The sequence below is a fragment of the Gilvimarinus chinensis DSM 19667 genome, from assembly GCF_000377745.1.
GTDB lineage: Bacteria > Pseudomonadota > Gammaproteobacteria > Pseudomonadales > Cellvibrionaceae > Gilvimarinus > Gilvimarinus chinensis.
Map to the genome: position 1 here is coordinate 386,846 of NZ_KB898708.1, position 22,213 is coordinate 409,058.

Here is a 22,213-nt window from a genome sequence, read left to right on the forward strand (position 1 = left end):
TTTGGCGCATTATTAAGAATACTATTGTCACTCTGCGCCCAACCTTAGAAGCCGATGGCATATATCTCATCAGCGAATGATTAGGCTGCGAAGAGTATAAGTCAGATGGCGGATATTTTTGACACTTGTAGCGGCCTTTTTGTGGTTTTATGCAGCCGGTCACAAACCGGCCCCACTTCAGGAATAAACTCTATAAGAAGAACCGGTTAGAGCAAACTGTTAATGTCAAATCAGAAGTTTTCTTTTAGGTAAGCAAGTACATCCTGATCGTGGGACTTTGTTTTAACTTTGTCGAAAATATGTCTTAAACGCCCTTCTTTGTCGATAAAAAAGGATGTTCGTAATACCCCCATAAATTCACGCCCCATAAACTTTTTCAGGCCCCACGCCCCATATTTTTCAGCCACTTTATGATCTTCGTCACTTAACAAATTAAAGTTCAGCTCATGTTTGTCTTCAAATTTGGCCAGCCGTGCAACGGGGTCTGGACTGATGGCCAACACAACCGTATCCAGTGCAGCCAACTCCTCTTTAGTATCGCGGATACCACAAGCCTGAGTTGTACACCCAGGCGTCATCGCTTTTGGATAAAAGTACACCACAACATTACTCGTGCCACGAAAGTCTTTTAAGGCAACTTTCTCGCCTCGCTGATTTTCCAACGTAAACACGGGGGCTAAATTACCCACTTTGGGAAAACTCATACCGACTCCTCTTATCTGGTAGGGGGATCTGATTCGTTAATAGGATCTCGCATAGAGGCGAACAAAGCCGCTTTCTCTTCATTGGTTACTGCATCTATGGGGACAGGGTCGGCCGCAACGCACACCCGATTACGCCCCCTTTCTTTGGCCTGATAAAGTTGCGCGTCGGCCAGTGAAACCAACTCATTCAACGAGTGAGACTGATTCGCCCGATAGCAAACAATCCCAAAACTCATCGTGGTGTACACCTCGCCTTCGCTGTGAATCACCCTCAAGCTCGCAACTTCTTTGCGTATTCGCTGGGTGACAGCTTGAGCCTCAAATAAATCCGTAGAGGGTAAAATTAAAGCGAACTCTTCACCGCCGTAGCGGCAAGCAATATCAAGTTTGCGCAGTTGTTGCTCAAAACAAACCGATATTTGCTGCAGCAGTGTATTACCCAGCTCATGGCCATAGCGATCATTAAAGCGCTTAAAATGATCCACATCGGCAAGCACTAATGATAACGGCTGACCTGTACGCTGAACGCGCTCCATCTCACAGCCAAGTGCTTGGTTGAAATAACGGAAGTTATACAACCCGGTCAGGGCATCGGTATGAGCCTGCTCCGATAACAACTTTACCTGCTCACGCAAAACCTGCACCTCATTAACCCAGGGGCAGTCATCGCCAGCTTTACAGCTGTTTTGAAAACGTTCAGATGAATCCGAATCAGCCACTTCAATCCCGCAGTAATTTAGTCAAATCACCGTAGTGATCAATCCGTCTATCACGCAAAAAAGGCCAAATTCGACGGACATCTTCGGAACGCTGCTTATCCACAGCGACCACAGAAACGGCTTCAGCATCACCAAGTTTTGCTAAAAACTCCCCCTGAGGGCCGGCAATAAAGCTGTGCCCCCAGAAGTCGATGCCCTCCCCTCCGGCAGGGTCGGACTCATGACCAACACGATTAACACTAATCACCGGTACCCCGTTAGCCACAGCATGAGAGCGCTGCACGGTCACCCAAGCATCTTGCTGGCGCTGTTTCTCTGCACTGTCATCACCCGGAAACCAGCCTATCGCGGTTGGGTAAATTAGAAGTTCAGCACCAGCCATTGCCATTAAACGTGCCGCCTCTGGAAACCACTGATCCCAGCAAACCAGCACACCCAGCTTGCCTACGGATGTGTCAATGGGTGTAAAACCAAGATCCCCTGGAGTGAAATAGAACTTTTCGTAAAACCCCGGATCATCGGGAATATGCATCTTGCGGTACTTTCCAGCGATCGAACCATCTTGCTCAATAACGACGGCGGTATTGTGATACAAGCCGGTAGTACGCTTTTCAAATAATGAGGCGACGATCACTATACCCAGCTCACGCGCCAGCTCACCCAGGCGATTCGTACTTGGGCCGGGAATAGTTTCGGCTTGATCAAACTCGGCCACATCCTCTTGCTGGCAAAAATACAACCCCCGATGCAACTCCTGTAGCACGACCAAGCTGGCGCCCTCGGCGGCGGCTTTACGTATACCGGCTACGCTCTTGTCGAGGTTTGCCTCTAAATCAGCAGAGCAGCTCTGCTGCACAATTCCAACGTTCAATTGATTCAAAATTCGATAGCTCCGTGAGGTATTTGCATAGTGACGCAGTGCAAACTGCCATGTTGTTCAATCAAAGGGAGACAATTGATACCTATTATCTCATAGCCTGGAAAAGCTCGACCAATCACAGCAAGCGCCTCCGTGTCTGCCTCATCACTATAAGTTGGCACAAGCACCGAATCATTTAAGATTAAAAAGTTTGCATAAGTCGCCGGTAAGCGATGCCCATCACTATCAAATATCGGGGCCGGCCAAGGCAACCGGTGTAACCGATAAGGCTTGCCATTCGCGTCCGTCAAGGCTTGCAACTGCTGCTCCATTTGATGCAGCTCGTCGTAATGCTCATCATCTGGCGCATCGCACCCTACATACACTAAAGCTCCGTCCGGCCCAAGTCGAGCTAAGGTATCTATATGGCTGTCAGTATCATCACCCGCGAGATAGCCACTCTCCAGCCAATTAATTTTTCTGGCACCTAAATATTCAGTTAACCGTTGCTCGACCCGTTTTTTATCGTCGCCTGGGTTGCGATTTGGATTGAGCAAACAGGCACTGGTAACCAATAAAGTCCCCACACTATCAATTTCGATAGCGCCGCCTTCTAAGACCCAATCAATAGACTGCATAGCACAACTGAAGACGTCAGCACCGTCTAAATACGTATTAATTTGGTTATCCAGGCTTGCCTCGAATTTTCCACCCCAGCCATTAAATACAAAGTTCAATAACTTTGTCGACTTGCCATCACTCACGGTTAAAGGCCCGTGATCACGCGCCCAGGTATCATTGGTTGCGCAAGCAAACAGCTTGTAGCGAGAGGTCGATATGCCTTTTGCTATCAAAAGTCGTTGAATGTGAGAGTGTATAATCTGGGGGGCGACAATCAATAAGTGGCTGCGCTGAACTATGATATTCGACAGCTCAACATAAACACGCTCTACTCGCTCTAAAATATCCACCCAGTCTGTGTCAGGGTGCGGCCAAGTCAACATAACAGCCGCCTGCGGCGACCACTCAGGTAGCAAGGTAAATTGAGTCACTATTGGCCTCTGTTTTAATGAAAGGGCTGTAACGGTTAATAGACGGTTTCTTGCGCAGGCAAAATCACTTTTTGTGGAGCACTGTCAACTTTTAGCTGCCTGTTAGAGGCTTCAGGTTCGTCGCCAGCAACCAACAAAATAGCAAACGAGCGTTTACTCAAGCCAGATGACGGGAGCATTTCTACCAATACATTTAAGTGGTGCCGTCCTGAGTGCTTCACTCTCACTTGAGTCGGAACTCGGACCAAACCATCAACCACCGCTAGCTGCTGAGTCAGCTCGCCATACACATCAACCGCTTGAGAAGGTTCAAAACTGACGATTAAGGACTCCTCTGACCGGGGAACCGCCAGCTGTAGCTCAACCTCCTCAAAACCGTTGCCGGCAACCGTAAACTCAGGCGTTAGCAACTGCACATTCAAAGAGGGTTTTCCGCGCACCTGCTGACTTGTGCCAGCCGTGTGCACGCTGTGTGAGTGTGAACCGTCCTGTGCGGCACTACTCTTATTTGCCACATCTTGTTCACCGCAAGCGCAAAGAACCAATACCAGCGCAAGAGATAAGGCACAGCGTTGAATCCGCGTTATCATGGCTCTGCTCCTACGGCATTTATACTGACATCCATACAGGTAGGCTCGTAAAAAGCCGTACCAATATTCGGGTGAGAGGCGTAATCATAAACCGACAAAATGTAATTCTTTTGCGCACTGAGCGCTAGAGTTTGCTTCTCGCGGCCGATTTCCGAACTAAAACCACCGCCTTCAAGAGAGCCTCGCCAATACAATTCAAAATCTGGGTCCGGTTCATTAACAGGAGTACTCGCAACCTCAACCTGAATTTCGTACAGCGCTGGAAGCTCTGGCGAAAAACGAATAAACCGGCTGTAACCGAGTTTGTTGTAGTTCGACTCGTACCCCCCACCGACCAGACCGTTTTCTTGCGAGCTACACACGCGAAGCGTCTGCCCCACAATCAATTCTTCATACACAGGCAAAGCATTTGGGGTATTGCCGCTATTGCTCTCGCCTTGCGCAAAGCGGTGCAGGCTATTGATATTTTGCCCAGTCGCCAACTCAGTGAAACGCGGCAAGGAATCGGGGGCTTCTTGAGCCAGTTGTGCAGTAAACGAGAATACACTGGCAAAAGCATCACTGTTTTCATATCCCGTCGACCCCAGGGTGAAATAGAGCGGCGCCAGTCCTACCTCACTCATCCACTGATAAAATACCTGTTGTAATGAGGATTCATTAAACCACCCCCCCTGCTCTACCACACCACGGGCAATATCAAACCCTACCGCTTGGCGCTGACCGGCCCCGAGGCTGTCTAAGTAAATCGGATCTGATAAGGTGAAGCCAGCAACGGCATTCGCCAGGCCCTCAGAGTAGGCCACCCGCAGATCCAACTTATCATCCTGTCCGTGGGGCCCACCAATAGAATCTAAACGCCCGCCGACGGCATCTTCAAAAAAGTGCGCCCACTCATGGGCGATAACATGACGGTCATATTCGTCGGTATCAAAATCGGCAGCCCCAAGAATATACAACGCTTCCCCATCGTAATAACTGGTACCTATATCGCCATTAGAAACCTCACCCACGCTAGGCTTATTATGAATGGACCACCGAAACCTAGACACCGGCAACGCTAATTGAGGGTCGAGTGCAAGCACCTGCTGCAGAACCCCCCACGCGGTATCTAGAATTGCAAAGGGCGCAGCAACGCGGTCGGAGCCATAACTCGAGCCCGTCCATCCTGAGGGGGCATGTAAATCCCGCACCGAATCCGCATACCCCACACTCAGTAAGCGACCACGCATGGCATAGAGCGCATTACCTGAGGTGTTATCCTCTACTCGTAAGTGCCACCGTTGATCGCCGGTTCGCCTTGAGCGAGCTTCAACCTCTAACTGCACCTGCTCTGCGGCGGTAACCTCAAAATGGTAATCACCGGCATCATCCGACTCAACGGAGGCTAGCACCTCCCCAGATGCCGACAATAAATTCACCACCGCCCCCCGAATGGGGCGAGACTCTGTAGCGCTGTAATCCAGGCCTTGGGTGGACACAGGCACAAAATCATAGCTGAGCGAGCCAGACAATGTGACCGTCGCTTCAGAGCTGGCGGTGCTTGAGCTGGACAAGCTGGAAGAGAGAGAAGCCTCTGAACTCACCGACGAGGAGGACGGGCTAGACGATTGTGAGCTGCTCAAACTAGACTCAGAAGCTTGAGAAGATGAGGGGACATCACTGGAAATAGAGCTTTGCGCCACACTCGATGCAGAGGAGCTATCCGAGCCACCGCCGCCACAGCCCACTAAAGACACAAGTGCCGTTGCAGCCAGAGTTTGCCCCGCTGAGCGTAAAAACTGCAACATAAGAATTCTCCAAGCCTGGCGGTCAGTCAACATGATTCGCCGCAAGGATAACCGACACTCGGGGATTAAGCGACCTTAAAACCTCGCTACCGAGAGCTACGGCCATCTGTTAAAGTAACTTACTCTATACCGAACCCGCGCGCGTTTCTGATATGTTTAGATTATTACCTGTTTTACTGCTGCTGGGGCTTATCTTCTTTGGCTATTCCTGGTTAAAAAAGCAGCCTTCGCAACAAAAACGTAAATCCATCATGCAGCTTTTAGCTGTTCTGCTCATCATCGCACTGGTGTTCTTAGCCCTCACCGGCAGGATTCACTGGCTGGGCGCAGCTCTAGGTGCCCTGGTAGCACTGGCCAAACCTTTACTCAGCTTACTGCCTCAGATATTACCCTTTTTGCGCGCTAAAAAAACACAAACCAGTGGAGTGATCCAGCCACAGGAAGCCGCTGAAATTCTGGGGCTTGAACAGGAGCTCGCGGCAGGACGCCTGAATAAAGAATTAATCATTACAGCCCACAAACGCCTAATGCAAAAGGTGCACCCGGATCGCGGGGGCAATGATTACCTGGCCAGTCGAATCAATCAGGCTAAGGACGTCTTGCTGAAGTCCCTACAGGTCTGATCGTTTTAGCAGCAGGTGGATGTAACGCCCCATATCTCGATAGGGTAATTGACGAGAGTGAGCCAGCTCGAGTTGAATAACGGCATCAGGGTCCGCGGCGCGCAACTGCGGGTCTAAAATGTAGTCGTGAAACACTCTGATGCCACTGCAACATAGCTGCTGAAACCCGCTCTCGCGGCAAAACTCTCTCACCTGTTCTGGTAACAGCGGATTGATGGGCGTTAAGCTGCCCCGATACGCCTTGTAATCTTGATTTAGAATTTTTTTGTAATTCGCTCGCAGCAGGTTTTTATACACTAGCGAATGCTGGTTGTAGAAAATAACCGACATATAGCCACCGGGCTTTACTTTAGTAAGCAGCCTGGCCAGCAACTCCATAGGCTGCACCACCCATTCCAGCAAAGCATGACAAATAACCACATCAAACGGCTCATCCGCCTTTAGCGTTTGCGCTGCTTGGTGCTTAAATTCGACGCGCTGCAGGCACTCTAAATCGTGAGCGCGGTCACGAGCCTTATCCAGCATTTTTGCTGAAATATCGCACAACATCACACTGTGGCCTGCTGCGGCCAAAGGCAGCGAAAAATGGCCCTGTCCGCCACCAGCGTCCAGTATGCGCAAATGGCCGTTTGGGGTGAGAGGAACATAAGGTGCAATAGGCATAAAATCCGCAAAGTCGCGCTGCAATACTGCCAGCCGGATTTGACCCTTCAGGCCTCCGTAGATATTGCGATTAAAGCGCTCGGCCAAATCGTCGAAGTTTCGATCATCTTGTGTGGTTTGTTTTGGCATACAAGCTCCGGATTATGCTCGCCGTCTGGCGCGTGCGGCGCTATTATAGCGGGATGTGGTACACCTATATTATCGAATGCGACAACGGCCAGTTATACACCGGCATCACCACCGACGTAGAGCGACGCTGGCGCGAACACTGCCAGGGCAAAGCGGGCGCCCGTTTTTTTCGCACCAGTGCCCCGCGCAAGCTGTGCCGAGTGGAGCCTTATCAAGATCGCTCCAGTGCCAGCAAACGCGAAGCGGCAATAAAAAAGCTCAGCCGACCACAAAAGCTCAAGCTGCTAAGCAGCGACTCACCCCTGCCCGTTCCTGCTCTGTCGCCAGCTTGTCGTGCCCAGTAAACGTATCCTGTGTCCTCTGTGCGACAGACCCAAGCAACGCTGCCTGTGTCCGTTTATCACACCAACGGACAACCGTACCTTTACCCTGATTTTGCAGCACCCGGATGAAACGGCTCACGCCAAGAATACCGGCGAACTACTGCACCGTTCGTTAAATCATTCACAGCTGCTGATTGGCGAGCAATTTAATCCTGCACAACTCGAAGCCTATTTACAGCAGGCCGTTTTACTTTACCCACCAACCGATGGTGGCCCAGCGGCAAACACGCCCCCCCCCGACCAGCCGAAAACTCTGATTATTATTGATGCCACTTGGCGTAAAAGCCATAAAATGTTGTTTTTGAACCCCACCCTTGCCAAGCTGCCGCGGTTATCGTTAAGCAAAGAGTACTCAGGCAATTATCGTATCCGAAAAGCAAAAAATAACTGGCAGCTTTCCACACTGGAAGCAAGTTGTTACGCTTTGCAACAGCTTGAAACGTGTGAAGCCACCTATCGTCCACTACTGAACCATTTTGATCAATTTATGGACACCCTGGTCGGTTTCGACCCCAACAGAAGTAAACCCATTAACTGAGTAAACTATGAGCAATACCCACCCCGCTTTTACCCTAGAGCGCAGCGCTCACTTAGACGCCCTGAACCTTCGCGTTGAGCTCTATCGTCACAACCAAACCGGCGCACAGCACATACACCTGGCATCGGACAACAGCGAAAACGTCTTTTTGGTTGCGCTTCGCACCGTGCCTCAGGACTCAACCGGGGTCGCTCATATCCTTGAACACACGGCCCTCTGCGGCAGTGCCAAATACCCGGTTCGCGACCCGTTTTTTATGATGACCCGGCGCTCACTGAATACCTTTATGAACGCCTTTACCAGCTCCGACTGGACCGCCTACCCGTTTGCCAGCCAAAACCGTAAAGACTTTGACAATCTTCTGGATGTGTATCTGGACGCCGTATTTTTTGCCTCGCTCGACAAACTGGACTTCGCCCAGGAAGGCCATCGACTGGAATTCGCCGAAGCCGACAACCCGCAATCAGAGCTGGTTTATAAAGGTGTTGTTTTCAATGAAATGAAAGGCGCCATGAGTTCTGTTCCGGCGCAACTGTGGCAAAAGCTCTCCAGCCATTTATTTCCCAGCAACACCTACCACTACAACAGCGGCGGTGATCCCGAACATATTCCAGATTTAACCTACGAACAGCTGCAAGCCTTTTATCGCACCCATTATCACCCCAGTAACGCGATTTTTATGACTTACGGCGATATCGATGCCGCAACCCATCAGGCGCGTTTCGAAACCCAGGCGCTGAACGGGGTTGAAGCGCTCGACCACGAAATTGCGGTGGCGCCACTCAAACGCCTGCACAGCCCAATTCGTGTAGAAGACGCTTACCCTCTTGATGCCGACGAGTCAGAAACCAAGGACAACAAAACCCACGTTGTCATCGGCTGGCTGTTGAACAAAGCCACAGATTTGGAAGCCGCCCTCGAAGCCCACCTAATAGCCAGTGTTTTGCTGGACAACAGTGCATCGCCGCTGCAAAAGGCGTTGGAACAAACCGACCTTGGGCAGGCGCCCTCACCGCTGTGCGGGTTGGACGACAGCCAATATGAAATGAGTTTTGTCTGCGGTCTTGAAGGCTGCGCGAGCCAATCTACCCTAGAAATCGAGCATTTAATTGTTAGTACTCTGGAGCAAGTGGCGCGCGACGGAGTGCCCGCAGCCGCACTCGAATCCTCGTTACATCAACTGGAGCTATCGCAGCGCGAAGTGGGCGGCGACGGCCTCCCCTATGGCTTGCAGCTGATTATGACAGCTCTCACCGCCGCCACCCACCGTGGCGACCCAATTGCGCAACTGGATTTAGACAGCGCACTGGCCAGCCTGCGTATAAAAGTAGCGGAGCCCGATTTCGTGCAACGCACTATAAAGAAGCTGTTTTTAGATAACAGCCACAGAGTGACCTTAACACTGCGCCCTGACACCCAAATGGGCGAGCGTATTCAACAGGCAGAAACAGCTCGTTTAGCCAGCATTAAAAGTGCATTGACTCAAGAGCAATCTGAATCCATCGTAGCTCAGGCCCAAGCACTGGCAAAGCGTCAGGCGCAAAAAGACGATGACTCAATTTTACCCAAGGTTACCTTACAAGATATTCCCGCCGCCATGCCTTACACCGCTGGCACTCAGGAAAGGCTCGGTAATTATCCGCTGCGTTGCTATGGTGTAGGTACCAATGGGCTGGTGTATCAACAGCTGGTAGTACAGCTGCCCGAGTTAAGTGAGCAGGAACAACAACTGCTGGCAATTTACAGCATGTGCCTTACCGAAGTCGGCCACGGTGATCTGGATTATTTAGCCGTACAACAAAAACAAGCAGAACTGGTGGGCGCTATCACTGCTCGGGTATCCATTCGCAGTAACGGTACCGACCCACAGGCGACCTCTGCCTATCTAACACTTTCCGCAAAAGCGTTGACGCGTAATTCACACGCCTGTGCGCAGCTTATCAATGACACCTTCACCCTGGCTCGGTTTGATGAACACGATCGCTTGCGTGAATTGATTGCCCAAGCTCGCGCCCGCCGCGAACAATCAATCACTGGAAATGGGCACGGTCTTGCCATGACCGCTGCGGCGGCAGGCTTATCGCCTTCGGCCAAACTGTCTCACGAACTGGGCGGTCTGGAAGCGATTTCACGGCTCATCGCCTTGGACACCAATAACTCCACAGCAGAGGGACGGGAGCAACTAGCCGAGAATTTACAGCGCTTACATATAAAGTTACTGCGGGCACCACGCCAGTTGTTATTAGTGACCGAGCCCGAACAACTAGACGCCAATCGAGAGCAATTAGCCGACGTATGGCAACAGCCCCCATCCGATCACACCAACCCGCTTACGTTTATTCCAGTAAACCAGCAGATCAAACAAGCGTGGGTTACCAACACGCAAGTTAACTTCTGTGCCAAGGCCTATCCAACGGTTGCTTCGGATCATACTGACGCTCCAGCACTCACCGTACTCGCCGGCGTGCTACGCAATGGTTTTTTACATACCCGTATTCGTGAACAGGGTGGCGCTTACGGTGGTGGAGCCAGCCAAGACAACAACAGCGGCGCTTTTCGATTTTTCTCATACCGAGACCCGCGCTTTGCGGACACCTTTGCCGACTTTGATAAGTCCATACAATGGGCAATAAACGAACCCATTGAGAGCGATGAAATCGAACAGTCTATCCTCGGCGTAATCAGCAGCATCGACAAGCCCGCCTCTCCCGCCGGTGAAGCAAAGCAAACCTTCCATGCCGAGCTGTTTGGCCGCAGCCGCGAAAAGCGAGAATCCTTTCGCGCCAGAGTGCTAGACGTCACCGAAGCAGACCTCAAGCGAGTGGCTAAAACCTACTTACAGCCAGAGCGCGCGAGCCTTGCCGCGGTGATTCCAGGCTCAGCAAAACAGGTCGCGGAAACTATGGGGCTGGAGATAAAAAACCTGTAAACTGGCGCAAGTATTAACTCAAGGAAAGACAGAAAATGGCGGCGCCCCAATTACAAAAATACCTATTGGGTCCCGCCAACAACAATAACCGATGGAGTAGTATGGCTAACACACCAATGTAAGCCATAACCGGGATGAAACCGTCAGCTATGCAAGAACTGGATTCAAGTTCGTTGACCAACCCAGGCAGCAAAAGAAGCAATAATGAAGATTGCTTCTTAAGCTTGCCCGACCAGGCGTTATGGATGGTCGCCGATGGCATGGGTGGCCACGACGCCGGTGAAGTCGCCAGTGCCATCGTACGCGACACCTTGAAAGAATACTCAGGTCTGCCTCTTAGCGAATCCATACAACGCGCGCATCGCGCCATTTTAACCGCAGCCGACAACGGCATTGGCGCAGAGGGAATGGGCTCGACCGTGGTCGCCCTGAAACATCACGGTGAAACCTTCGAGGTTGCCTGGGTGGGCGATAGCCGCGCCTATCAATACTCTCCAGAGCATGGCTTGCAAGCACTAACGACCGACCACTCCTATGTGCAGATGCTGCTTGCAAGTGGTGCCATTAACCCCGCCGATGCTGAAACCCATCCAGACAAAAATATTATTACCCAGTGCCTGGGCTCTCAGGAAATGGATACGGTTAAAGTCGACACCCTGAGCCGCAACTGGCAGGCACAACAATGGCTGCTTCTGTGCAGCGACGGATTAACAGATGAGCTGAGCCAGACCGAAATAAGCGCAATTTTACAGCGCAGTCGATCCCCCGAGCAGGCCACTCGTGAGCTGGTTAAAGCGGCTTTGAACGCTGGCGGTCGCGACAATGTCACTGTCCAGATTATAGCCGCCCCGAAACAACCCAAAACAGGTTTTTTCTCGGCACTGGAGTGGGTGCCGGTATTTACTCATAATCGTCGCCTGGATGCGGCTATATACAGTGCGGCACTGCTAGCGCTTTTTGCCTTGCTTTACTGGACGACTTTCTAAACCGACATGCAAATACCCGGCTATAGAATAATTCGCAAAATAAATCACGGTGGCATGTCGACCGTGTATTTGGCTATTCAAGAAAGTGTCGGCCGCGTGGTCGCACTGAAAGTGATGTCCCCTGCCCTGAATGGCGATCCTAGTTTTAGCGAACGATTCCAGCGTGAAGCCAATATCGTCGGTCAATTATCACACCCGCATATTGTCTCGATTTACGACATTGGCAAGCATGATAATTTGAACTACATCGCAATGGACTACCTCCCCGGAGGCTCCATTCACGACAAAATGCTTGCGGGAATGGAGGGTGCCTCAGCGCTGAAAATCTTAAAAGAAATCGGCGCCGCATTAGATCACGCCCATGAAAAAGGCTATGTTCACAGAGATATTAAACCGGAGAACATTCTCTTCCGTGATGACGGGTCTGCAGTGCTCACTGACTTTGGCGTGGCGCGAGCGCAATCATTACATTCACGAGCGACCCACGCCGGTACGGTTGTAGGTACCCCTCATTATATGAGCCCCGAGCAAACGCGGGGTAAAGCGGTGGACTCTCGGTCTGACCTTTACAGTCTTGGGATAGTTTTTTATGAAATGCTCACAGGCTCTGTACCTTATCAGGGCGAAGAGGCTGTGGCGATCGCACTAAAACATTTGGCCGCCCCACTGCCTGCTTTACCCTCCCATTACATTCGCTTCCAACCAATACTTGATAAACTTTTGGATAAGGATCCCGCCAAACGTTATCAAAATGGTCGTGAGCTTGTTCATGACATTGATGTGCTGCAACTGCAAATGCGAGAACAAGGCGAAGACTTTTTGTCCTCTCAGGGTGGGCTGGTTAGTCAATTCGGTAACTTGTTCAACCTGCTGGCACGGCGAACCCGAGCCAGTGTGAAAAACGGCGTGGCCATGGGCATATCCTATGTGAGTGCTGTGCGATTTAATAAAAAACGCGGCTTCTTTCGCCAGGACAACCAAATCGACACTTCGACCCATCGCTTAACACAACAAAACACACTGGTTGAAACCAAGGTTCACCCTCAAGCCCAGGCAAACACTTTGCTTGTTGCCTGGCGAGAGATTCCTTTGTTAAATAGACAGCTAATAATCGCGGCTTGTGCGGTTTGTGTTATCGCCATTGTTTTATTGATTTGGCAAGGTTCAAGCAACACCAAGCCAGAGTTAACAACCACCCTTCATGGCCCGTTAAGCACATCAGAATCAACCTCAGCCGGCCAGGCTTCAAGTGCGACCGGTCAATACGAAACAGGGTCGGGTGAGCCCCCCATAAGCGTAGAGCCCTTTAAAAATAAACCGCTTTTGGCAGCGGAGCACAACAACGCGCTAACCCCAAACCTAGCCGATGAACAAACTTCATTGACGACGACAACTGACGACAACGCCGCACCAGCCGACAAAGATAAATCAGAACCAGCTTCGCAAACCGTCACTGCCATCGAGCCAGACAGCAGCGCAGTTTCTGCACAAGCTTCTGATGCAGCTAAATCGTCAATACCTGCCGAACCCAACGAAAGTGATACGCTGTTTGCTCTTGCCGTTCAGACTAAACCCGCCAATGCACGGGTGCGCATAATGAACATTCGCGAAAAGTATCACGAGGGCATTGCCCTTGCTTCCGGTCGTTATCAGGTGGAGGTCACAGCCCCCGGATACCGCAAATATTTACAGTGGACGCAAATTAAAGATGAAGATGTACGCCTTGAGGTTACTTTAGCGCCCTCTCGTGAACCCGGCAGCGAATTTCAAGACAGCCTGGCCAGTGGCGGCAAAGGGCCAGTAATGACAGTTATCCCTGCTGGGCGCTTTAATATGGGGGGGCCGGAAACCGCAGCAAGTCCGGGTCATACAGTCACGCTAGAAAATGCTATTGCCATGAGCAAGTACGAAGTCACTTTTGAAGAGTACGAGCGTTTTGCAAAGCATCAGTCTATGCCCTTACCTGGTGATAATCGCTGGGGCCGAGAACAGCGCCCGGTCATTAATATCAGCTGGGAAGAAGCTAAGCTGTATGCCAAATGGCTCAGCAACCAAACGGGAAAAACCTACCGCCTGCCCACCGAAGCCGAATGGGAATACGCGGCTAAAGCGGGGAAAAACACCGCCTATTGGTGGGGTGACAACCCAGAAGACGCCAGTGGCAAAGCCAATTGCCGCCGCCATTGCGACAGTGAGTACACTGGTTTATTTCGCTCTGAATCCGCCCCGGTGGGAAGTTTTGCCGCCAACGGCTTTGGTTTGCACGATACCGCAGGGAATGTTGCCGAATGGATTGAAGACTGCTATCGCGACACTTATGACAACGCTGACGCTTCCAGCCAGGCCTATCAGCAAGAAAACTGCCCCGCCCGTGTGGTACGGGGCGGCTCAATGAATGATGACGCTGAAGCCATAAACAGCTACAGCCGCCGCTTTCAACCGCAGCACACCTACCATACAGACATTGGCATTCGCTTGGTTGTGGAACAGTTTTAACAACCGAAAAAAACCGTTTCACTACCCCGCAGCTTGATGCTTTAAGCTTTGAATTTGATCCCGAAGCGCGGCTGCTTTCTCAAATTCAAGATCTTTTGCCGCCTTCATCATTTCATTTTCCAGGCGCTCGATCTGCTTAAAGACATCACCACCTTCAGCAATAACGACCGACTCTGCCGCACCGCGTTTATCGGTTTTACGCCGCCCCTTAAGGCCAGCGCCCGGCACCTGCGCGCCCTCAAGAATGTCCGCCACGTTTTTGCGTATACCCTGAGGGGTAATGCCATGCTCAAGATTGTGTTGAACTTGTTTTTCACGACGGCGCTCAGTTTCATCCAGTGCACGCTGCATGGAACCTGTTATTCGATCAGCGTAGAGAATCGCTTTGCCGTTCACATTTCGCGCCGCGCGGCCAATGGTTTGAATCAATGAGCGATCAGAGCGTAAGAAGCCTTCTTTGTCGGCATCAAAAATGGCCACCAGAGACACCTCCGGCATATCGAGGCCTTCACGCAACAGGTTGATGCCCACCAACACGTCAAATTCCCCCAGGCGTAGATCACGAATGATTTCGACCCGTTCGACCGTATCAATGTCTGAGTGTAAGTAGCGTACCCGTACCCCTTGTTCGATCAAATACTCCGTTAAATCTTCAGCCATACGCTTGGTTAATACCGTAATTAATACCCGCTCGTCGGCCTCAACCTTGCGCTTTAACTCGGATAGCACGTCATCCACCTGAGTGGTAGCGGGCCGAATTTCCACCTCCGGGTCCACCAAACCCGTGGGGCGGACCACTTGCTCTACTACCTGACCGGCGTGCTCGTTCTCATAGGGTCCGGGAGTGGCCGAAACAAAAATCATCTGCGGCGCCCTCGCCTCCCATTCGTCAAAGCGCATGGGGCGATTATCCAGCGCCGACGGTAAGCGAAATCCGTATTCCACCAGGGTTTCTTTACGGGAGCGATCACCTTTATACATGGCGCCAATCTGCGGCACAGTCACATGGGACTCGTCGATGACCAACAACGATTCTGCAGGTAAGTAATCAAACAACGTAGGAGGCGCTTCGCCTGGGTCTCGCCCAGACAGATAGCGGGAATAATTTTCGATGCCGTTACAGTAGCCAAGCTCTTGCATCATTTCCAGGTCGTAGCGGGTGCGCTGCTCCAGCCTTTGAGCCTCAACCAGTTTGTCGTTGTCGCGCAGCTGTTTCAGCCGTTCATCCAACTCGACTTTAATATCCTCAATGGCCTGCACGATACGCTCGCGGGGCGTTACATAGTGAGATTTAGGGTAAATCGTCATACGAGGCACCTTGTTCAGCACCTCGCCGGTCAGCGGGTCAAAAATGGAAATCTGCTCTATTTCATCATCAAACAATTCAACCCGTACCGCTTCAAACTCAGAATCCGCCGGGAAAATATCGATGACATCACCACGCACACGATAGGTTGCGCGCTGAAAATCCATATCGTTACGAGTGTATTGCAGCTCGGCCAAGCGTCGCAGAATCTTTCGCTGATCAATGCGATCCCCGCGCACCAAATGAAGAATCATTTTTAAGTAAGATTCTGGGTCACCCAGGCCGTAAATGGCCGACACGGTTGCAATGACAATAGCGTCTTTGCGCTCCATTAACGCTTTGGTCGCCGACAAACGCATCTGCTCTATGTGCTCGTTTACCGAGGCATCTTTTTCAATAAACGTGTCTGACGAGGGTACATACGCCTCGGGCTGGTAATAATCGTAGTAAGAAACAAAATATTCAACGGCATTGTGAGGAAAAAACTCTTTGAATTCACCGTACAGCTGTGCGGCCAGAGTTTTATTATGTGCCATCACCAGGGTGGGCCGCTGCGCACGAGCCACCACGTGGGCGATGGAAAAAGTTTTGCCCGAGCCGGTTACCCCAAGTAGGGTTTGGTGAGCCAAACCAGATTCGAGACCATCTACCAGCCCCGCTATTGCAGTAGGTTGGTCACCCGCAGGCTGGTAGTCGCTTTCAACCGAGAATTGTTTAGTCATAAGTGCCGATATAAGTTATGCAAAAACCCATTCTACCCTGCAAAACCTATGGCATATAGAGTTCAACTGGCCCTTGAACTTCGGCTTAGGACTCAACGGGGCTAGAAGTGAGAAGCTGCTTGAATTCCGCCAGCTCATGCAAAGGCTCAAGCGCGGGATCATCCATCATGGTTTCACGATAGCTCTCTGAGCGCTCAAGAGTTTCACTTAAATAGTGAATCGCCTGATCGTAATTACCCAGCATAGTTTTGGCACAGGCGAGCTGATAAAACGCGTGTGCGTTATCTGGATCTATGGCCAACGCCTGCTGGCACAAATTGATCGCCCACTGCACCTCTCCCAGCTCTAAAACTTCGTCAGCTTTATAGGTTAAGGCTTCGCAGTCCAGTGGGCGCACATCCAAAATCTGATCGTAAACCGCAATTTTATTGGCTGGCATGGTCTCTTGCGCCGCCCGCAACCAAAGCGCATGCACCTCTTGAGTTTTTTCAATTTCTTCGCGGTTAGCATCAATATGACGGGTTTTTTGGGTTAGCTGTTTCTCAATGGCTTCAAGGCGCTTTTCATAAGTGCTAACCAGCTTACCCACCTCTTCGTCGGCAATTTTGTTCATACGCTCTTTGATATCGCGCACGGAGGTCCAGCCCACCAAAACTAAAATTGAGCTAACCCCTGCAATCAGGTAGAAAAAGTAAGTAATGGTGTTAGTCGCATAGTTCACACCACGATCAATAGACTCTACCTGCCTGTCGACAATTTTTTCTGTCAGCTCGACACGCTGCTGGGCCATTTCACTGCGCAACTGTTTCAGCTCATCCAACACATAACGCTCTACAAACGGGTTGTATAATGGCTCTTGCAGCCCCTCTACCCGTGCCCGCGCTTCTGAGTCAGAAACCTGCACCCTGTCTGGTTCAGAGGTAGTTTGCTCAGCATTTTCTTGTGCCAACGAAAAAGCGCTGGCAAAAGCCAGCGCTAGCATCAACACTACCGAATTTAGGCAGCGCATATCGCCTCTCCGTGGTTGTGCACCTCAATTAGACATCGATGCAGGCTTTGAACGGCCAAATCATAATCGTCTTCATCGAGAATAAATTGCATATCGACTTGACGAATTGACTGATGCATGGCGAGAATACTGATGTTCACCTCGGAAAGCGCCGATACCGTCTTGGCCAGCATACCTGGCACCTTCATGTCGCTACCTATGGCCGATACCACCGCGACTTTGCGGGTGTTAATCTCCGCGTCTGGATACAACTCTTCCAATACGCGACGAATACGGTTGACCGTTTTCAGGTTGGCCCCTACATAATGAGTGATGGTATTAGCATTAATATCTTTACTCACTACATGCGCTTTATAACGAGCAATGGTTTTAAGAATACTAGAGTCATACTCATCAATACTGCCCATCATGTCTTGATCAAACAGCTCGATAGAGTACACCCGGCGACGACCGGCAATAATCTCAACCCTGGGCGTATCGCTGACATAATCTCCCGTAATCAGGGTGCCGGCGTGTTCTGGCTCAAAAGTATTCATCACTCGCAGCGGTATATCCGCCTGGCGCAGGCCTTTTGCGGCGCGAGGATGAATTGCCTCCATACCTAGGTTTGCCAACTGATCAGCCACATCATAATTAGTGCGACCGATAGGAACCACTTTATCGGCGCCCACCAAACGCGGGTCCGCACTGCTTAGGTGATACTCTTTGTGAATAATAGACTCACGCGCACCGGTTAAAACCGCAATGCGACTAAAAGTCATTTCACTGTAACCGCGATCAAAGGTCGCCATTAACCCCTTGTCACAATGGGTATAGCCAGTGGCAATAGCAAGTTCGCTGGCATAATCAACATCGTCGAACGCTTTTTTGATCATGTCATCCAGAGTTTCGGCCTGGTCGGCCTGCCATCCAGATAAATCCACAAACCGAGCATTGATTCCATCGCGCTCAAGCAAATGGGTCATATTCCATGCACTATGAGCCTCACCGAGACTGGCGAGCATTTCTCGTACAGTAAACAAATGGGACTGCAGCTCAAAATGGCCATGTTGACACAAGCGCTCAAGATCCTTCAGTACACGCTCAGCATCCTCTAAACGCTGAGCGATAAAATCGTTGGCTTTTTCGCCGAGCTCAGTCTGACCAAACAATGATTCGTTAATTGCAAACATCTCGCGGCGTACGTCGCTGAATGCTTGATGCCAATCTTCGTCATCACTGGTACTCGCAAACAAACCATAAACACCGGGTTTGCCGTTCTTCTTGTTTTCCAGCAGCAAGTCGGTTATACCGCCATACGCCGAAACAACAAAAACACGATTGTAAATATCGCTGCTGTTATTGCCTTTTAAAATAACATTATCACGCACCGCCTCGTACTGACTCATGGAGGTGCCGCCAATTTTTTCTACTGTATGATTCATAGCCTCGCCTTAAATTGAATTGATAGAAGTGTTACCCCCTATCAACTCAGTCTTTAACCTCTTCCGCATCCAGTTCATACGCACCTTCGGCATTATGAACCTCTTTGCCGTGCAGCGGAGGATTAAACACACACGCCATTTTCATCTCTTCGTCTGCTCGCAGTATATGCTTATCGTGTTTATCCAACGCATAAATAGTTCCGGGTTCAATGCTATGAACTTCACCTGTCGCTAAATCTTCAATAGAACCGTAACCGCTCACGCAGTAAACAGACTCCAGGTGATTTTGGTAATGGAGGTGTAACTCGGCGCCGCGGTAGATAGTCGTAATATGGAAGGAGAACCCCATATTATCATTGCGAAGCAGCAACCGGGTACTATCCCAGCCTTCTGAGACAATCTTGCGGTCGGTTTTTTCGGCATCTTTCAGGCGTCTAACGAGCATATATCTACTCTCCAGTGTTCGATGGTTGTGTATTCAGTTTGAAAATGGCGACACAAGGTCGCCCTGCTGCCCAGAGCTTTTTACTCTATGGAGCAGCCTTACGAGACCTTTTGCAAAGCTTCTTTGGCAAAGACTTCCGCGAAACTCTGCTCAAGTCTGTCCAGCCCTTCATTCAAGGCCTCTTCAGTAATAGTCAACGGACAGAAGCATTTGACGATTTGGCTGTGATTACCCGAGGTTTCAATGACCACGCCATGCTCAAAAGCGCGCTCGCACACCTTGCTGGCAAGTTCACCGGTGCGACAATCTATGCCTTGCATCAAGCCGCGGCCTTTCAGACGCAATGTAATTTCACCATGAGCCTCAATAATCTTCTTAAACCGCTGAGTCACTAACTGAGACTTGGCTTTGATTTCTTTTTCCAGAGCATCGTCGCTCCAGTAATGCTCAATGGCTGCCGTAGCGGTTACAAACGCGTGATTATTACCACGGAAAGTACCATTGTGCTCACCCGGCTCCCAAATATCCAAGTCCGGTTTAATCATCACCACAGCAAAAGGCAAACCATAAGCACTCAGTGATTTCGACAAAGTCACAATATCGGGCTTAATGCCAGCAGGCTCAAAGCTAAAAAAGGTACCTGTGCGGCCACAGCCCGCCTGAATATCATCCAAAATCAGCAGAATCTCATGCTTCTTACACAGGCGCTCTAACGCTTGCAGCCACTCGGTGGTCGCCACATTCAAACCACCTTCACCTTGCACCGCTTCTACGATTACCGCGGCAGGCTTGTCGATGCCACTGGATGGATCTGACAACAATTTATCCATCATTTTTACGGTATCAACATCACGACCGTAGTAACCACAAAAGGGCATGCGATCGACATCACTCAAGGCAACACCGGCACCGCCGCGGTGGTGTTGGTTACCGGTTGCCGAAACCGCCCCCAGCGAACAGCCGTGGAAACCGTTGGTGAATGAAATTATATTGGTTCGACCGGTGACTTTACGGGCAATTTTCAATGCCGCTTCAACTGCATTGGTACCCGTGGGACCGGTAAATTGCAGTACATATTCCATATCACGTGGAGCAAGGATCTTATCGCGAAACACCTCTAGAAAGCGGGCTTTTGCCGCGCTGTGCATATCCAGGCCGTGAGTAATACCATCTTCGACGATGTAATCCATCAAAGCCTGCTTCAGGTGATCATTATTATGGCCGTAGTTCAACGAGCCAGCACCTGAAAGAAAATCAATATACTGTTTGCCGTCCTCGCCATACAGGTAACAATCTTTTGCTTTGTTAAACACCACCGGGAAAGAGCGAGCATAAGACTGAACTTCCGATTCCATTTCGTTAAAAATATTCATACTGACCTCAGTTAATAATAAACAGTGAATTCGTTTTTGGTTGACCTAAAGGCATTAACGGGCAATAGGGCCAATTTCCAGCAGGTGCTCATCATCGTGCACCCCACCAAAATGCTTGTCCTTCTCGAAATACACGCCGCTGTTAAGTTCAGCGCCTAGATCTTTCGCCAGAGAGCGAAACAGCCCCCAGGACGCGTCGTTATCCGGAGTAATCGTCGTGTGGATATGAGTCACCTCTTTACAGGCTGGGCTCGCAAGCTGCTCTTTAACCAGTTTTTTCGCCAAACCAAGACCACGCCCGGCCTTATCCACCACAATCTGCCAAACAAACAATACATGCGGCGCATTAGGCGGCACATAACCAGACACAAAGCCCACCATATTCCCGTCTTTAAAGGCCGCTATTGCCGTATCGGCAAAGTGGGAGCACTGCAAAAGATTGCAATAAATGGAATTGGGGTCTAGCGGAGGGTTGGCAGCCACCAGTTGATTGACGGCATATCCATCTTCAGAGGTGGGATGACGTAACTCTACAGAATTCGACATGAAATTTACTTTTTCCTCTAAGCAGATAAATTTAAACACTAACGACGATTTGTGACCAAACCTTGTCAATTCAGCAACTTTTGAAGCCTTTGTTGCTTATAAGCTTTACCTTACTGCTGAATATTAGTTAGTGCTCTAAACTTTAATCTATAGTACACTAAGCAAATTGAAGAGTCCAGACGACATTCAATTTCCCCGCCGTAACCCCTGAAGCGGAGAAACCGACAATAAGTAACCCAAAAGGTAACTATTATGGCCTATGCGACAAAATCGCCAACCAACCAAGAAAGATTAGGACTCGAAGCAAAAGCTGCTTATAATTTCGCGCTTTCCAACCAGAGAACGGCAATGGACAAAATAGAAGAAGTATTGGTGGCTTTGCGCCGTGTCATCCGCGCCACCGATTTGCACTCGAAAAAACTGATCAAGACAGCCAGTGTTACCGGCCCGCAACTGTTATTAATGCAAATCTTGAACAACAAAGGGGATATGACTATTAGTGAACTGGCCCGCGACATGAGCTTGTCTCAAGCCACAGTCACTACGGTTTTGGACCGCCTGGAGAAACGAGAACTGATTACTCGTGTGCGCTCTCAGCAAGACAAACGCAAGGTGTACCCCCAGCTGACCCACAAAGGCAGTAAAATCCTAGAGAGCGCCCCTACTGCCCTGCAAGACGACTTTGTACGTCGCTTTAAAGATCTCGATAACTGGGAGCAGAGTATGATGATCGCTTCACTACAACGGGTAGCCGAGATGATGAATGCCGACAAGCTCGACGCATCACCCTTTTTGGACGTTGGCGCCCTGGATCGCGGGGAAATTGAGAAGAACTAACGCCTGGCCCCGCCAAAGCTGTCATTCAGGCACAACCTATCATTCACACATTAGGTTGTGCTTTTGTTTACCCAAGGCATACACGGTAAAATT

The 22,213-nt window shown here is 50.3% G+C and carries 20 protein-coding genes; 7 read left to right on the top strand and 13 right to left on the bottom strand.

Annotated elements, in window-relative coordinates:
• Nucleotides 1-230 precede the first annotated feature (230 nt).
• Genes bcp through D568_RS0111280 form a run of 6 tightly spaced genes read right to left on the bottom strand, consistent with a single transcriptional unit; the run spans nt 231 to nt 5,711 of the window.
• Nucleotides 231-704: a thioredoxin-dependent thiol peroxidase gene (gene bcp / locus D568_RS0111255; RefSeq protein ID WP_020209706.1), complete on the bottom strand. Its 474-nt coding sequence runs from the start codon at nt 702-704 to the stop codon at nt 231-233.
• Between the two features lie 11 nt (nt 705-715).
• Nucleotides 716-1,423, bottom strand: a complete 708-nt coding sequence (locus D568_RS20000; protein ID WP_020209707.1) for a GGDEF domain-containing protein — start codon at nt 1,421-1,423, stop codon at nt 716-718.
• Between the two features lies 1 nt (nt 1,424).
• Nucleotides 1,425-2,306, bottom strand: coding sequence for a carbon-nitrogen hydrolase (locus tag D568_RS0111265; RefSeq protein WP_425401967.1), 882 nt, complete (start codon nt 2,304-2,306; stop codon nt 1,425-1,427).
• On the bottom strand, nt 2,300-3,334 hold the full coding sequence (locus tag D568_RS0111270; protein ID WP_040516606.1) for an agmatine deiminase family protein: 1,035 nt from the start codon (nt 3,332-3,334) through the stop codon (nt 2,300-2,302). Before D568_RS0111270 ends, D568_RS0111265 begins: the two co-directional genes overlap by 7 nt.
• Nucleotides 3,335-3,369: 35 nt before the next feature.
• Entirely contained in the window at nt 3,370-3,924 is a 555-nt protein-coding gene (locus D568_RS0111275) for a hypothetical protein (protein ID WP_020209710.1), read from the bottom strand.
• Complete coding sequence (locus D568_RS0111280) at nt 3,921-5,711, bottom strand: hypothetical protein (protein WP_020209711.1); 1,791 nt, start codon at nt 5,709-5,711, stop codon at nt 3,921-3,923. The genes D568_RS0111275 and D568_RS0111280 overlap by 4 nt, the downstream gene beginning before the upstream one ends.
• 152 nt (nt 5,712-5,863) lie before the next feature.
• On the opposite strand from D568_RS0111280, the gene D568_RS0111285 reads away from it, so the two are divergent.
• Nucleotides 5,864-6,334 (top strand): J domain-containing protein, encoded by a 471-nt coding sequence (locus D568_RS0111285; RefSeq protein ID WP_020209712.1) that lies wholly within the window; start codon nt 5,864-5,866, stop codon nt 6,332-6,334.
• Here the strand turns inward: D568_RS0111285 and D568_RS0111290 are convergent.
• The gene (locus D568_RS0111290) at nt 6,323-7,126 is read right to left on the bottom strand and encodes a methyltransferase domain-containing protein (protein WP_020209713.1); all 804 of its coding nucleotides are present in this window, start codon (nt 7,124-7,126) and stop codon (nt 6,323-6,325) included. The two genes, D568_RS0111285 and D568_RS0111290, sit on opposite strands and share 12 nt — an antisense overlap.
• Nucleotides 7,127-7,140: 14 nt before the next feature.
• On the opposite strand from D568_RS0111290, the gene D568_RS0111295 reads away from it, so the two are divergent.
• The 5 genes from D568_RS0111295 (at nt 7,141) to D568_RS0111315 (ending at nt 14,458) form a co-directional block, all read left to right on the top strand.
• Nucleotides 7,141-7,470, top strand: coding sequence for a GIY-YIG nuclease family protein (locus D568_RS0111295; protein WP_020209714.1), 330 nt, complete (start codon nt 7,141-7,143; stop codon nt 7,468-7,470).
• The gene (locus D568_RS20005) at nt 7,460-8,047 is read left to right on the top strand and encodes a tRNA-uridine aminocarboxypropyltransferase (RefSeq protein ID WP_040516611.1); all 588 of its coding nucleotides are present in this window, start codon (nt 7,460-7,462) and stop codon (nt 8,045-8,047) included. The genes D568_RS0111295 and D568_RS20005 overlap by 11 nt, the downstream gene beginning before the upstream one ends.
• Before the next feature lie 7 nt (nt 8,048-8,054).
• Nucleotides 8,055-10,976, top strand: a complete 2,922-nt coding sequence (locus D568_RS0111305) for an insulinase family protein (protein WP_020209716.1) — start codon at nt 8,055-8,057, stop codon at nt 10,974-10,976.
• Nucleotides 10,977-11,125: 149 nt separating this feature from the next.
• Entirely contained in the window at nt 11,126-11,962 is an 837-nt protein-coding gene (locus D568_RS0111310) for a PP2C family protein-serine/threonine phosphatase (RefSeq protein ID WP_040516717.1), read from the top strand.
• A gap of 54 nt (nt 11,963-12,016) precedes the next feature.
• Entirely contained in the window at nt 12,017-14,458 is a 2,442-nt protein-coding gene (locus D568_RS0111315; RefSeq protein WP_245551631.1) for a bifunctional serine/threonine-protein kinase/formylglycine-generating enzyme family protein, read from the top strand.
• Nucleotides 14,459-14,479: 21 nt separating this feature from the next.
• Here D568_RS0111315 and uvrB read toward each other — a convergent pair whose 3' ends face one another.
• The 6 genes from uvrB to ectA form a co-directional block, all read right to left on the bottom strand.
• Complete coding sequence (gene uvrB, locus D568_RS0111320; protein ID WP_020209718.1) at nt 14,480-16,486, bottom strand: excinuclease ABC subunit UvrB; 2,007 nt, start codon at nt 16,484-16,486, stop codon at nt 14,480-14,482.
• An 85-nt stretch (nt 16,487-16,571) separates the two neighbouring features.
• The gene (locus tag D568_RS0111325) at nt 16,572-17,495 is read right to left on the bottom strand and encodes a tetratricopeptide repeat protein (protein ID WP_020209719.1); all 924 of its coding nucleotides are present in this window, start codon (nt 17,493-17,495) and stop codon (nt 16,572-16,574) included.
• A complete protein-coding gene (locus tag D568_RS0111330) occupies nt 17,483-18,919 on the bottom strand; it encodes an aspartate kinase (protein ID WP_020209720.1) in 1,437 nt (478 codons plus the stop codon). Before D568_RS0111330 ends, D568_RS0111325 begins: the two co-directional genes overlap by 13 nt.
• Before the next feature lie 46 nt (nt 18,920-18,965).
• Entirely contained in the window at nt 18,966-19,364 is a 399-nt protein-coding gene (locus tag D568_RS0111335) for an ectoine synthase (RefSeq protein WP_020209721.1), read from the bottom strand.
• Between the two features lie 98 nt (nt 19,365-19,462).
• Entirely contained in the window at nt 19,463-20,737 is a 1,275-nt protein-coding gene (gene ectB / locus D568_RS0111340; RefSeq protein ID WP_020209722.1) for a diaminobutyrate--2-oxoglutarate transaminase, read from the bottom strand.
• A 54-nt stretch (nt 20,738-20,791) separates the two neighbouring features.
• Entirely contained in the window at nt 20,792-21,283 is a 492-nt protein-coding gene (ectA, locus tag D568_RS0111345; protein WP_020209723.1) for a diaminobutyrate acetyltransferase, read from the bottom strand.
• A 348-nt stretch (nt 21,284-21,631) separates the two neighbouring features.
• Here ectA and D568_RS0111350 point away from each other — a divergent pair, with 348 nt between their 5' ends.
• Nucleotides 21,632-22,120 (top strand): MarR family winged helix-turn-helix transcriptional regulator, encoded by a 489-nt coding sequence (locus tag D568_RS0111350; protein ID WP_020209724.1) that lies wholly within the window; start codon nt 21,632-21,634, stop codon nt 22,118-22,120.
• The last annotated feature ends 93 nt before the right edge of the window (nt 22,121-22,213 follow it).

Coding starts and splice junctions, on each gene's coding strand:
- bcp (WP_020209706.1), bottom strand. CDS start 704: ATGAGTTTTCCCAAAGTGGGTAATTTAGCCCCCGTGTTTACGTTGGAA.
- D568_RS0111275 (WP_020209710.1), bottom strand. CDS start 3,924: ATGATAACGCGGATTCAACGCTGTGCCTTATCTCTTGCGCTGGTATTG.
- D568_RS0111280 (WP_020209711.1), bottom strand. CDS start 5,711: ATGTTGCAGTTTTTACGCTCAGCGGGGCAAACTCTGGCTGCAACGGCA.
- D568_RS0111285 (WP_020209712.1), top strand. CDS start 5,864: ATGTTTAGATTATTACCTGTTTTACTGCTGCTGGGGCTTATCTTCTTT.
- D568_RS0111290 (WP_020209713.1), bottom strand. CDS start 7,126: ATGCCAAAACAAACCACACAAGATGATCGAAACTTCGACGATTTGGCC.
- D568_RS0111295 (WP_020209714.1), top strand. CDS start 7,141: ATGCTCGCCGTCTGGCGCGTGCGGCGCTATTATAGCGGGATGTGGTAC.
- D568_RS0111305 (WP_020209716.1), top strand. CDS start 8,055: ATGAGCAATACCCACCCCGCTTTTACCCTAGAGCGCAGCGCTCACTTA.
- D568_RS0111310 (WP_040516717.1), top strand. CDS start 11,126: ATGCAAGAACTGGATTCAAGTTCGTTGACCAACCCAGGCAGCAAAAGA.
- D568_RS0111315 (WP_245551631.1), top strand. CDS start 12,017: ATGTCGACCGTGTATTTGGCTATTCAAGAAAGTGTCGGCCGCGTGGTC.
- uvrB (WP_020209718.1), bottom strand. CDS start 16,486: ATGACTAAACAATTCTCGGTTGAAAGCGACTACCAGCCTGCGGGTGAC.
- D568_RS0111325 (WP_020209719.1), bottom strand. CDS start 17,495: ATGCGCTGCCTAAATTCGGTAGTGTTGATGCTAGCGCTGGCTTTTGCC.
- D568_RS0111330 (WP_020209720.1), bottom strand. CDS start 18,919: ATGAATCATACAGTAGAAAAAATTGGCGGCACCTCCATGAGTCAGTAC.
- D568_RS0111335 (WP_020209721.1), bottom strand. CDS start 19,364: ATGCTCGTTAGACGCCTGAAAGATGCCGAAAAAACCGACCGCAAGATT.
- ectB (WP_020209722.1), bottom strand. CDS start 20,737: ATGAATATTTTTAACGAAATGGAATCGGAAGTTCAGTCTTATGCTCGC.
- ectA (WP_020209723.1), bottom strand. CDS start 21,283: ATGTCGAATTCTGTAGAGTTACGTCATCCCACCTCTGAAGATGGATAT.
- D568_RS0111350 (WP_020209724.1), top strand. CDS start 21,632: ATGGACAAAATAGAAGAAGTATTGGTGGCTTTGCGCCGTGTCATCCGC.